At 73.0% G+C, this 12,209-nt stretch carries 8 protein-coding genes; 2 read left to right on the top strand and 6 right to left on the bottom strand.

What is annotated here, in order from left to right:
* Window positions 1–209 precede the first annotated feature (209 nt).
* Together eccCa and mycP are read left to right on the top strand one after the other, a co-directional pair.
* Window positions 210–4,190, top strand: a complete 3,981-nt coding sequence (eccCa, locus tag O7626_RS36290; RefSeq protein WP_278065460.1) for a type VII secretion protein EccCa — start codon at window positions 210–212, stop codon at window positions 4,188–4,190.
* A 266-nt stretch (window positions 4,191–4,456) separates the two neighbouring features.
* Window positions 4,457–5,701, top strand: a complete 1,245-nt coding sequence (mycP, locus tag O7626_RS36285; RefSeq protein ID WP_347404881.1) for a type VII secretion-associated serine protease mycosin — start codon at window positions 4,457–4,459, stop codon at window positions 5,699–5,701.
* Window positions 5,702–5,834: 133 nt separating this feature from the next.
* Here the strand turns inward: mycP and O7626_RS36280 are convergent, their stop codons facing one another.
* The 6 genes from O7626_RS36280 to O7626_RS36255 form a co-directional block, all read right to left on the bottom strand.
* Window positions 5,835–7,013, bottom strand: coding sequence for a MarP family serine protease (locus O7626_RS36280; RefSeq protein ID WP_278065459.1), 1,179 nt, complete (start codon window positions 7,011–7,013; stop codon window positions 5,835–5,837).
* 178 nt (window positions 7,014–7,191) lie between these two features.
* On the bottom strand, window positions 7,192–7,950 hold the full coding sequence (locus O7626_RS36275) for a CoA pyrophosphatase (RefSeq protein ID WP_278065458.1): 759 nt from the start codon (window positions 7,948–7,950) through the stop codon (window positions 7,192–7,194).
* Window positions 7,947–8,756: a redoxin domain-containing protein gene (locus O7626_RS36270; protein ID WP_278065457.1), complete on the bottom strand. Its 810-nt coding sequence runs from the start codon at window positions 8,754–8,756 to the stop codon at window positions 7,947–7,949. The genes O7626_RS36275 and O7626_RS36270 overlap by 4 nt, the downstream gene beginning before the upstream one ends.
* Window positions 8,753–9,547, bottom strand: coding sequence for an endonuclease III (nth, locus tag O7626_RS36265; protein ID WP_278066476.1), 795 nt, complete (start codon window positions 9,545–9,547; stop codon window positions 8,753–8,755). The genes O7626_RS36270 and nth overlap by 4 nt, the downstream gene beginning before the upstream one ends.
* A gap of 251 nt (window positions 9,548–9,798) precedes the next feature.
* A complete protein-coding gene (locus O7626_RS36260) occupies window positions 9,799–10,998 on the bottom strand; it encodes a CapA family protein (protein ID WP_278065456.1) in 1,200 nt (399 codons plus the stop codon).
* 87 nt (window positions 10,999–11,085) lie between these two features.
* Window positions 11,086–12,198 (bottom strand): hypothetical protein, encoded by a 1,113-nt coding sequence (locus O7626_RS36255; protein WP_278065455.1) that lies wholly within the window; start codon window positions 12,196–12,198, stop codon window positions 11,086–11,088.
* Window positions 12,199–12,209: the final 11 nt, after the last annotated feature.

Below are 12,209 nucleotides of genomic sequence, written 5' to 3'. Positions count from 1 at the left end.
GAGGGGGCAACCCATGGCTGCGCGGACGACCGCACTTTACCTAGGATGGGACACACTCGTCCGACCGAGCGCGAGAACAATTGCGACGCGGGGGCGTCGGATGGCCCGCCGGACGCCGACTGCGCGGCGCCGGTGCGGCCTTAGGGGAGGTCTGGAATGGACACGGGAAGCCAGGGCCGGGGCGGCCCGGGGCAGCCGGGAGGCGACCGATGAGCACCGTCGTCATCAAGCGCCCGCCACGCCGGCCGGCGCCGGACATCCCGACCGGCGAACTCGCCGTCGAGGCGCCGCCGGAGATCCCACAGGCGGCCGGCGGCAAGTGGCAGCAGATGATGATGGTGCTGCCGATGCTCGGCGGCTCGGTCGCGATGGCGATGATGTTCGGCCGGGGCGGCGGGGCATACTCGTACGTCATCGGGGCGATGTTCGGCGTCTCCTCGCTGGCCATGGTGGCCTCCTCCTGGGGCAGCGCCTCCGGATCGCCGAAGAAGTCCGAGATGATGCAGGCCCGCCGGGAATACCTGCGACACCTGGCCACCCTGCGGCGCCGGGTCCGGGAGACCGCCTCGAAGCAGCGTGCCGGCCTCTTCTACCGACACCCCGACCCGGCCCAACTCTGGTCCACCGTGGGCAGCTACCGGGTCTGGGAGCGGCGCCCCAGCGACGGCGACTTCGGCGTGGTCCGGGTCGCGGTCGGCCCGCAGACCCTGGCCACCCCGCTGGTGCCGCCGGTGACCCGGCCGTTGGAGGACCTGGAGCCGATGACCGCCGGTGCGCTGCGCCGGTTCCTCGACGCGTACTCGGTGGTGCCGGACCTGCCGGTGGCGCTCTCCATCCGCGGCTTCGCCCGGGTCTTCGTGCGCAACGGACCCGGTCAGCGCGACCTGTCCCGCGAGCCGGCCGGCGGCGACCCGCAGGCGCTGGCCCGGGCGGTGCTGACCCAGCTCTCGGTCTTCCACGCCCCCGAGGAACTGCTGATCGCCATCTGCGCCGGGCCGGAGCGCCGGGCCCGGTGGGAGTGGGCCAAGTGGCTGCCGCACGTCCACCACCCGACCGCCGTCGACGCGCTCGGCCCGGTACGCCTGGTCGCCAGCTCCGCCGTCGAGCTGGAGAAGCTCATCGACGACGTGGTCGGCAACCGTTCCCGGTTCAGCCTCTCCGGCCCGGCGACCGACGGCCCGCACGTGGTGATCGTGCTCGACGGCGGCGACCTGAACGGCGCGAGCTATCTGGCCGGGGACAGCGGCATCGACGCGGTGACGATCGTCGACCTGGACAGCCCGCCGCCCCGGCTGCTGGACCGCGCCACGCTGGTGCTGGAGACCGTCGGGGACCGGCTGAACACCTTCACGATGGAGGGCGAGGCCGAGGTCGGCACCCCCGACCGGCTCAGCGTGGAGGAGGCCGAGGCGGTCGCCCGCCGGCTCGCCCCGCTGCGGCTGGCCGCCGCCCAGAAGGGCTCCACGGACGCCCCGCTGGTCAAGGAGATGACCCTGGGCGAGCTGCTCGGGGTCGGCGACCCGGAGAACTTCAGCATCGTGCAGGGCTGGGCGCCCCGGCCCAACCGGGACAAGCTGCGGGTGCCGATCGGTGTCGGCGCGGACGGCGGCGTGGTCGACCTCGACCTCAAGGAGTCCGCACAGGACGGTATGGGACCGCACGGCCTGCTGATCGGGGCCACCGGCTCCGGCAAGTCGGAACTGCTGCGTACCCTCGTGCTGGGGTTGGCGGCGACGCACTCCTCCGAGGCGCTCAACTTCGTCCTCGTCGACTTCAAGGGCGGCGCGACCTTCGCCTCGCTGGACCGGCTGCCGCACACCGCCGCCGTGATCACCAACCTCGCCGACGAGCTGCCGCTCGTCGACCGGATGGTGGACGCCATCAACGGCGAGATGATCCGCCGGCAGGAGCTGCTGCGCAAGGCCGGCAACTACGCCAACCTGAAGGACTACGACAAGGCCCGCTCCGGCGGTGCCGCACTGGCGCCGCTGCCGTCACTGCTGATCATCTGTGACGAGTTCTCCGAGCTGCTCAGCGCCAAGCCGGACTTCATCGACCTCTTCGTGCAGATCGGCCGGCTGGGCCGGTCGCTCGGGGTGCACCTGCTGCTCGCCTCGCAGCGGCTGGAGGAGGGGCGGCTGCGCGGGCTGGACACCCACCTGTCCTACCGGATCGGTCTGCGGACCTTCTCCGCCCTGGAGTCCCGGGCGGTGCTCGGGGTGCCGGACGCCTACGAGCTGCCCCGGGCGCCGGGGCACGGCTACCTGAAGTTCGGCACCGAGCCACTGGTCCGGTTCAAGGCGGCGTACGTCTCCGGCCCGTACCAGAAGGCGACCGCGGGCGGGCCGGGCGCGCAGGGTTACACGGGTCCCCGGCTGCTGTCGTACTCGACGCACCACGTGCCGGTGCCCAAGCCGGTCGTACCGGCCACCCCGAAGCCGGCCCCGGAGGACCCGACGGCGCAGAGCCTGCTCGACGTGATGGTCACCCGGCTGGTCGGCCAGGGCCCGCCGGCCCACCAGGTGTGGCTGCCGCCGCTGTCCCAGGCACCGGCGCTGGACGAGATCCTCGGCCCGGTGGTCACCGACCCGGCCCGCGGGCTCACCTTCGGCAACCCCGAGCTGCACGGCGCGCTCCAGGTGCCGGTCGCGATGATCGACAAGCCGTTCGAGCAGCGTCGTGACCTGCTCTGGCTCAGCCTGGAGGGCGGCGCCGGGCACGTGGCGGTGGCCGGCGGTCCGCAGTCCGGCAAGTCGAGCCTGCTGCGTACCCTGATCTGCGGGCTGGCGCTCACCCACACCCCGGCCGAGGTGCAGGTCTACTGCCTCGACTTCGGTGGTGGTTCGCTCGCCGCGCTGCGCGACCTGCCGCACGTCGGCGGGGTCGCCGGACGGTCCGAGGCGGCGGCGGTGCGGCGTACGGTCGGCGAGATCTCCACCCTGCTCAACGAGCGCGAGCAGCGCTTCGCCGAGTTGGGCGTGGAGTCGATGCCGGCGTACCGGAAGCGGCGCGCCTCGGCCGGCGGCGTCGGCGTCGGCGCGGACCCGTTCGGCGACGTGTTCCTGGTCGTCGACGGCTGGCCCACCCTGCGCGGCGAGTACGACGACCTCGAACCCCTGGTCACCGACATCGCCACCCGCGGCCTCTCGTACGGCGTGCACGTGGTCGCGGCGGCGCCGCGCTGGATGGACTTCCGGCCGGCGATCCGGGACCTCTTCGGCTCCCGGCTGGAGCTGCGGCTCGGTGACCCCACCGACTCGATCGTCTCCCGCAAGGCGGCGGCGAACGTGCCGGAGAAGACCCCGGGGCGCGGCATCACGGCCGAGAGCCTGCACTTCCTGACCGTGCTGCCGGAGCTGTCCAGCCTCGGCGGCGGGCAGACGCAGGCGCTGGTGAAGGCGGTCGCCGGCAACTGGAGCGGCGCACCGGCCCCCCGGGTCCGGCTGCTCCCGCCGGTGCTGCCCTACGCCGACCTGGACCTCGCCAACATCTCCGGGCTGCGGCTGCCGATCGGCATCTCCGAGGCCGACCTCCAGCAGGTGTCGGTCGACTTCGCCTCCGAGCCGCACTTCCTGCTCTTCGGCGACGCCGAGTGCGGCAAGTCGTCCTTCCTGCGGGCCCTGGCCACCTCGATCACCAACCGCTACACCCCGGAGCAGGCCCGGATCATCCTGGTCGACTTCCGGCGCAGCCTGCTCGGCGTGATCCAGTCCGACCACCTGATCGGCTACGGCACCGCCGCCCAGGCGACGAGCGAGCTGATCGAGTCGGTCGCCGGCTACATGCAGCGCCGGCTGCCGGGGCCGGACGTCACCCCACAGCAGTTGCGGGAGCGCTCCTGGTGGACCGGGCCGGAACTGTTCGTACTCGTCGACGACTACGACCTGGTCGCCACCGGCCCGAACAACCCGCTGCTGCCGCTCGTCGAATACCTGCCGCAGGCCCGGGACGTCGGCCTGCACGTGGTGCTGACCCGCCGCTCCGGCGGCGCCTCCCGGTCGCTCTACGAGCCGATCATCCAGCGCCTGCGGGAACTCTCCTCCCCCGGCCTGGTGATGTCCGGCAGCAAGGACGAGGGCGCCCTGATCGGCTCGGTACGCCCCGGTCCGATGCCGCCCGGCCGGGGCCGGCTGGTGACCCGGAAGGAAGGCGTCCGGCTGGTGCAGCTCGCCTATCTCCCGTCGACCTGAGCCGACTCTCCCGTCGACCTGAGCCGACACCAGGGCGGTTGGAGTTCAGGACCGCGGCCCGGTCGTCCCGATTCAGGGACGGCTCGGGCCACGGTCTCGGGGCGGTGGACAGTGGATCTCAGATCGGTTGCAAAGTTTCGCCACGCGACAGGGGTGAAACGGGGTAACCTCCGTGCATCATGTGTCCCCCGGGGTGAAATGACCATGCTGTGACCAGGCTGCCGCTGCCAACCGAACGTGCGCTCGCCCGGGTCGCCGGAGCGGCGCTGCTCGCCACGGCCGGGATCGCCGGATCGCTCTCAGGTCCGCCCCCGGCACCGGCGACCGCCGCCGTGCCGGCGCCGCCGGTCAGGCTGCCCGTGCTGGCCGATCCGGTCCGGGACGAGCAGTGGCAGTTGGACGAGCTCAACGCCAAGGCAATCTGGAAGGTCTCCACCGGCAAGGGCGTCACGGTGGCGGTGGTCGACTCCGGGGTCGACGCCAGTCATCCCGACCTGGCCGGGCAGGTGCTGCCCGGCATCGACCTGGTCGACGGCAGCGGCAACGGCCAGACCGACCCGGTGGGGCACGGCACCACCGTGGCCGCCCTGATCGCGGGTCGCAACGACGACACCCGGGGCGTCGCCGGACTCGCCCCCAGGGCCAAGATCCTGCCGGTCCGGGTGCTCGACGAGGAGAACCGCTACGACGACGCGCTGATCGTGGCCAGGGGTGTCCGTTGGGCGGTCGACAACGGCGCCCAGGTGGTGAACCTGTCGCTGGGCGGCACCGGGGAAAGCCCCGCGCTCGCCGCCGCCCTCGACTACGCCTTCGCCCGGGACGTGGTCGTCGTCGCCTGCACCGGCAACCTCGGGTCGTCCGCCGGCAAGCGGGTCTGGTATCCGGCCCGCGAGCCGGGCGTGGTCGCCGTGGCGGGCCTGGAACGGGAGAGCGACGCGCTCTGGTCCGGCTCGATCACCGGCCCGGAGACCGTGCTCTCCGCCCCGGCGACCGGCCTCACCGGCGCCCGGCCGGGCGGTGTCTGGCGGGTCCAGGGCACCAGCTTCGCCGCCCCGCTGGTGGCCGCGGCAGCCGCCCTGGTCCGGTCGAACTGGCCGAAGATGTCCGCCGGTGACGTGGTCAACCGACTGATCAACACCGCCCGGGACGTCGGGCCGTCCGGCCGGGACGACCGGTTCGGGTTCGGCGTCGTCGACCCGGTCGCCGCACTGAACGGCGAGGTCTCCAGCGTGCGGGGCAATCCGCTGGACGACGGCGAGGCACCGCCCGGGGTCGCCGGCTTCGGCTCCGCGCCCGGCCGGGAGGCGACGCCCCCGCCGGCCAGCACCGGGCCGGAGACCATCGGTACGGCGGTGTCCGGCCGCTCGGCCGACTGGACCGCCCAGGCCGCCGGCGACCAGATCAGCCATCCGCCGCCGGAGGTGTGGAGCGGCGGCGGCCTCCTCTTCCTCGTGTTCGTCGCCGGGTCGGTACTCGTGCTCCGGCGCCGCTTCCGACGCGACCGTCCCTGACCACCTGACCACCTGACCGCCTGACCGCCTGACCGCCTGACCGCCTGACCGCCTGACCGCCTGACCGCCTGACCGCCTGACCGCCTGACCGGCCGGCGACCGGCCGACCGCCTGCCGGCCGAGCGGAGCACGTTCAGGTGCAGGCGCCGGTGCTGGTGACCCGGGTACGTTCCAGACCGCTGCTGGCGGTGGAGCGGGCCTCGTCGGCCGTCACCGCGAAACCGGTGTTCGGGTCGTCGGCCGCCGCCGCGAAGATGACCCCGAGCACCTGGCCGTCCGGGGCCACCAGCGGGCCGCCGGAGTTGCCGCTGCGGACCAGCCCCCGGATCGTGTAGATCTCCCGGTTGACCCGTCCCGACTCGTAGATGTCCGGACCGGCGATCTCCCCGATGTCGCGGATCCGCGCCGGCTGGGCGTTGTAGGGCCCGTCCAGCGGGAATCCGAGCACGATGGCGTCGTCCTCGATCGCCGCCTCGCCGGTGGCGAACCGCATCACCGGCGCGGACAGCTCCGGCACGTAGAGCACCGCCAGGTCGCGGTCCGGGTCGTAGACGACCACCCGGGCGCTGTGCCGGTCGCCGGCCACCTCGACCTGGACGCTGCGGGTGCCGGCCACCACGTGTGCGTTTGTCATCACCCGGTTGTCGGCGTAGACGAAACCGGAACCCTCGATCCGCCGCGAACAGCTGGGTGCGTTGCCGAGCACCTTGACGACCGAGCGTCGCCCGTTCACCACTACCTGCGACCCGGCCAGTGCCGGGTCGGGCGAGGCCACCTCGCGGGACCGGGTCGGGGCCAGCCCGCCGAAGACGTCCGGGAATCCGTTGGTGTCGACGGTGTCCCGCAGCGCCCGGGACAGCGCCTGCGCCTCCGGCGGCAACACCCGGTCCACCACCGTCAGCAGGGCGCTGTTGCGGACCGCGCTGGCCAGCCAGGGCAGCGAGGAGGAGGCCAGCGGGACGGCCACCAGCCAGGCCACCAGGAGTACGGCGAACAGCGAGATCAGCGCCCCGCCGACGTCGTCCGCCGCCCGGCCGGCCTGGCTGGTGATGGCGTGCCGCAGGCGTGAACCGAGCCAGCCGGCGAGGGCCTGGCCGAGCAGTGCCAGGCCGAAGATCGAGGCCAGCGCGACCACCACCCGGGTGGTGTTGCTGCTGAACTGCTCGGCGAGCAGCGGACCGACCTGGAGGCCGATCAGGGCACCGCCGAAGAAGCCGGTGAAGGAGAGCAGACCGATGACGAATCCCTGCCGGTAGCCGCTGATCGCGAACAGCAACATGAGCAGGATCAGGACGACATCCACCACCGACACCCGTCAAGGGTACGGGGGAAGCCCGAGAACGGTCCGGGCCACCGGCGCTTACCGCCGAATCGGGCGCACCGCCGCGCCCTACCGCCGAATCGGGCGCACCGCCGCGCCCTACCGCCGAATCGGGCGCACCGCCGCGCCCTACCGCCGAATCGGGCGCACCGCCGCGCCGCGGAGACGTTCAGCCGGACGTCGCCGGCCCGGTCGGCCCGTCGGCCACGGTCGCTGGCCCGTCCGTCCCGGCCGGCGGCCCGTCGGCCCCGGTCGGTTCCTCGGTGCCGGGGGCGGGACTCGGGGGCGGGCTGGTCGGCGGCAGATCGAGGATCCGGTCCTGTGCCCAGGGCCGGGCCCAACCCGCCATCTCCAACAGGGTGGCGAGCACTCCGGCGGTGAAGCCCCAGACCAGCATGCCCCGGGATTGAAAGGCCGGACCGATCCAGCCGCTCGGATGGCGTACCCGGACCCGGTTGGCCGGATCGACGAGTTCGGCGACCGGCACCCGGGCCACGTGTGCCACCTCGGCCGGCTCCCGGGAGTGCACCGGATGCGGCCGGTGCCACCAGGCGAGTACCGGGGTGACCACGAAGTCGCTGACCGGGATCCAGAGCCGGGGCAGTTGGGCCAGTACGGTCACGCTGGTCGGGTCGAGCCCGACCTCCTCGTACGCCTCCCGCAGGGCGGTCGCCGCCGCGTCCTCGTCGTCCGGGTCGCACGCCCCGCCGGGAAAGGCCGGCTGCCCGGCGTGCGTACGCAGGGTCGCGGCCCGTTGCAGGATCAGCACGTCCAGCCCGTGCTCCGGCTGCTCGCCGAGGAGCACGAGCACGGCACTGGCCCGTCCACCGTTGGCCGGGGTGCGGATCCGGGTGAAATCCTCGGTGCGGGCCGACCGGACCCGGGTGAGCAGCGGCTCGCACCACCGGGGAAGTTCCCGCTCGGTCACGACGGCACCGCCACCCCCAGATGCCGCCGGACCAGCGTGGCCAGCTCGGTGTCGTCGAGCGCACCCGTCTCGTCCCGGTGCCGGATCCGCCCCTCGGCGTCGACGAGGAGCGTGACCGGCAGTACCGGCCGGCCGCCCAGCCCGGTCAGCAGCAACTTGTCCCGGTCGTAGAGGCTGGGGAACTCCAGCCCGAAGTCCTCGCCGATCGAGCGGGCGGCGGGCCGCGCGTCCCCGGTGTTCACTCCGACCACCCGGAGCCGGTCGCCGGTCCGCTCGGCGAGCCGCTGGAAGGCGGGCAGCTCCCTGCGGCAGGGCGCGCACCAGGAGGCCCACAGGTTGAGCACGGCCGGTCCGCGCAGCTCGCCGACGGCCACCTCGCCGGTCCCGACGAAACAGGGCAGGCTCAGCGCCGGCAACGGCCGGCCCACCCCGCCCGCCGATCCGGCTTCCGCAGCGGGCGTCGACGCCGAGGGTGGCCTGCCGGCCGAGCCGGTTGGCGTGCCGGCCGGACCGGTGGGCATGCTCGCCGGGGCCGTGGACGCACCCGTCGAACCCGTGGACGCGCCCGTCGGGCCCGTGGACGTGCCGGTCGAGGTGGTGGGTGCGACGGTCGAGGTCGTGGGTGCGGCGATCGGGGTGGTCAGGTCGGCACAGTCGGCGAAGGCGGTCGTCGTCGTACCGTCGTCGGTGCCCGGCGGCGCCCCGGAGCCCGGATCCGGCCCGGTACAGCCGGTGGCGAGCAGCAGCAGCGCCAGCAACGACCCGCCGAGCCGCAACCTGTCGACGCCACGACGGTGCTGGTTCACGGGGTGTCGCCGACGGCGGCGGTCGCCGGCACCAGGTCGGGATCGACTCCGGCCTGCACCGCCAGGTCCCGGGCCCGGGGACCCTTCAGCAGTTTGGCGGCAGCGGCCGGGTCGGTCGGGCCGAGGCCGTAGGAGGGGCAGAGTCGGGCCAGCGTGCAGGCGCCGCAGGCCGGCTTGCGGGCGTGGCAGACCCGCCGGCCGTGGAAGATCACCCGGTGCGAGAGCATCGTCCAGTCGCGCCGCTCGAAGAGGTCGCCGACGGCGTACTCGATCTTGACCGGGTCGGTCTCGGTGGTCAGCTCCCACCGGTGCACCAGCCGGTCGAAGTGGGTGTCGACGGTTATCCCGGGCACCCCGAACGCGTTACCGAGGATCACGTTGGCGGTCTTGCGGCCGATCCCGGGCAGGGACACCAGGTCGGCCATCCGGCGGGGCACCTGGCCGTCGTACCGCTCGACGAGCTGGCTGCCGAGGTTGATCAGGGAGTTGGTCTTGTTCCGGAAGAAGCCGGTCGGCCGGATCACCTCCTCCAACTCGGCCCGGTCCGCCCCGGCGTAGTCGGCCGCGGTCGGATAGCGGGCGAAGAGCTTGGGCGTCACCTCGTTGACCCGCTGGTCGGTGCACTGCGCCGAGAGGATGGTCGCCACGGCTAGTTGCAGCGGACCCTGGTGGTTGAGCTCGCAGTGGGCGTCGGGGTGCGTCTCGGTCAGCGTCCGGCCGATCCGCCGGGCCCGCCGCTTGCGACCGAGATCGGATTCGACGGTACGCCGGGTGGACCGGGCTGTCCGGATCGCCCGGGTCGCCTCGCCGGGCGCGGCCTCGACCCCGGTCCGCGCCGACTCGTCTCTGGCACTCACGCCGGCCAGCCTACGTCGCGACGACGACATCGACGCCGGGGAGCCGGACCCGGCCGAAGCATGGGAACTCCGTCCACCCCGCCGCCCACCCGGTGACCGGCTCAGCCGCACCAGCTCGCGGCGGCCGGCCCCGCTGGCTCAGCCGGCCCAGCTCGCGATCGCCAAATCAACTCCCGGCGGCTGGCTCAGGTCGCGGCGGCGGGTGGGGTGATCTTGCCGTCCGCCGCCACCCGGGCACCGGTCTTCGGGAAGTCGGACTTGCAGAGGCCCCGGACCAGCCCGGCGGCCCGCCGCTGCGGGTCCATCGTCGGCAGGCCCGAACCGTTCATGTACGTCGAGACGAGCTGCCCGCCCGCCCACTCCCCCTCGGCGGTCAGCGACACCTTCAGCACGGCTCCCCAGCCGAGCCGGCCGTTGTTGCTGAGCGTCCCCCCGCCGCCGGCGAAGTTGCCGAGGCTGTAGGCGATCAGCCGCCCCTTGTAGAACTCCAGCGCCCGCATCACGTGCGGCCCGTGCCCGACCACCAGATCCGCACCCGCGTCGATCATCGAGTGGGAGAACTTGATCGGGTCACCCCGGTTCTCGCCGAGGAACATCTCGGTGCCCGGCCGGACCCGTGTCTTCTCCGAGCCCTCGCCGCCCATGTGCACCTGCACGACGACCAGGTCCGCCATGCCGGCGGCCTTCTGGATCACCTTCTTCGCCGAACTGATGTTGATCAGGCTGTTGGACCAGACGTACGACGAGAAGCCGGCCACCGCCACCTTGACGCCCTCGACGTCGACCACGGTGATCTGGTTGGGCGCGCCGGTGTGCTGGAGGTCGTACTTCTCCAGGGCCTCCTGGGTGTTCTCGTAGCCGGCCTTACCGTAGTCGTACCCGTGGTTGTTGGCCTGGTTGAGCAGCTCGAAGCCGGCCTCGGCGAGATGCCCGGCGTACGACGGCGGCGCCCGGAACTGGTGGCACCGGGTCGAGTTGGCGCCACACTTCGAGGTACCGGTGTCGTCGGTCAACGGCTCCTCGAGGTTGCCCATCACCAGGTCGGCGGCGAGCGCCTTCCTGACCGAGTTGAAGAACCCCTTGCCACCGTTGGGCGGCAGTCGCCCCGGGGCGTTGCCCATCACGATGTCACCGGTGGCGGACATCGAGATGACCTTGGGCACCGGCTCCCCGGTCGGGGACGGGTCGGTCGAGGCGGAACCGGCAGCACTCGGCGTGGCCTGCGGCCCGGCGGTGTCGTCGCCGCCGAGCAGGTCGAAGGCGGCCACGGCGGCCACACCCGTTCCGAGCAGCACGGCGAGGACCGCGGTCACGACGAGGGCGGTCCGGCCGGCGCCGCGGGGCGCCCGGCGGGACTTGGCTGGGGTCGGCTGGGTGTCGTCCATCGCCCGGGAACAGTACCGGGATCGGTCCACCGGGGCGACCGTCGACCGGTCAGTGTCGCCGTCACCTTGAGGGTGATCGTGTCGCCGTCACTTCAGGGTGATCGTGCCGCTGTTGCGGGTGTCGCGCCGTTCGAACCCCTCCTTCCGGCCGTCGTCGGCGGTGACGGTGGCCCGGGTGCGGTAGGTCACCGAGAACTTCCGGGTCTTCGCCGGCACCTGGAACGCCTCCGACCAGGTGACCGGGACGGTCAGCGTCGAGCCCGCCGAGCTGAACGCGGGCACCGTCACGGAGGTACCGGCCGGGACCCGGAGCGCCTGTCCGGCGGCGGTACGGATCGTCAGACTCCGGGACAGGTCGATCTTGAACTTGACCCGGGTGGGATTGGCGTGCAGGTTCGCGGTCACCCGCGCCCAGAGCATGCCGGGTCGGGCCGCACCGAGCTTCTCGTCGTACCCGCGCAGCTCGACCTCGACCGCGACGTCGACCAACGCGTCCCAGCCCAGCCCGGGATCGCGGCGGGGCACGGCGACGTAGTCGGTCAGCCGGACGGTGCCCGAGGCGACCAGCCGGTCCGACGGGGTGGCCGGCTGGTCCGCCGTCGATGACGGCTTCGGCGCCACCGGCTGCGGCGACGGCCCGACGAGCTTGCCGGTACGGATGCTTATCGACTGGATGTTCCCACCCTCGTTCACCGCGAGGGTGGCGTCCGCCCCCGCCGGCACCGACACGACGACGACACTCCTCGGCAGCAGCGCGGTGCCGTCGAGTTCCCGGGCCACGCCGTCGACCAGCACCATCACCTTCGGAAAGCGGTTGGAGAGCGGCCGCTTACGCTGCTCGGGCTCGGTCAGGTGCAGCAGCAGGAACTCCCGGCCCTTGCCGGCCAACCAGGGCGGCGCCTGTTCCGGGCCCCGCAGCGCCAACTCCCGGACCGCCTCCTCGGTCAGCTCCGTCGCCACGCCGTACCGGCTCAGCGCCACCTCGTAGTCCGCGCCGACGAGTACCGCGTCCTCGGGCAGCTCCCGCGATTCCAGTTCCAGGTCGCCGAACGGGTCGTCGAGCCGGGAGGTGCCCTCGACGACGAAGGTGTCCGGGACCGGAGGCACCTCCGGTCCGTCGCCACCACCACAGCCGACGAGTCCGGCGGCCAGTCCACCGCTGAGCGTGGCGGCCAACAGGATGTTGCCGAGTCGTCCCATCGAAATACTCC

The sequence above is a fragment of the Micromonospora sp. WMMD1102 genome, from assembly GCF_029626265.1.
Lineage (GTDB): Bacteria > Actinomycetota > Actinomycetes > Mycobacteriales > Micromonosporaceae > Plantactinospora.
This window is presented reverse-complemented; position numbering and strand designations above follow the sequence as displayed.

What these genes read in the sequence shown, in the direction of transcription:
- O7626_RS36260 (WP_278065456.1), bottom strand. Translation starts at nt 10,998, where the DNA reads ATGGACGACACCCAGCCGACCCCAGCCAAGTCCCGCCGGGCGCCCCGC.
- O7626_RS36255 (WP_278065455.1), bottom strand. Translation starts at nt 12,198, where the DNA reads ATGGGACGACTCGGCAACATCCTGTTGGCCGCCACGCTCAGCGGTGGA.
- eccCa (WP_278065460.1), top strand. Translation starts at nt 210, where the DNA reads ATGAGCACCGTCGTCATCAAGCGCCCGCCACGCCGGCCGGCGCCGGAC.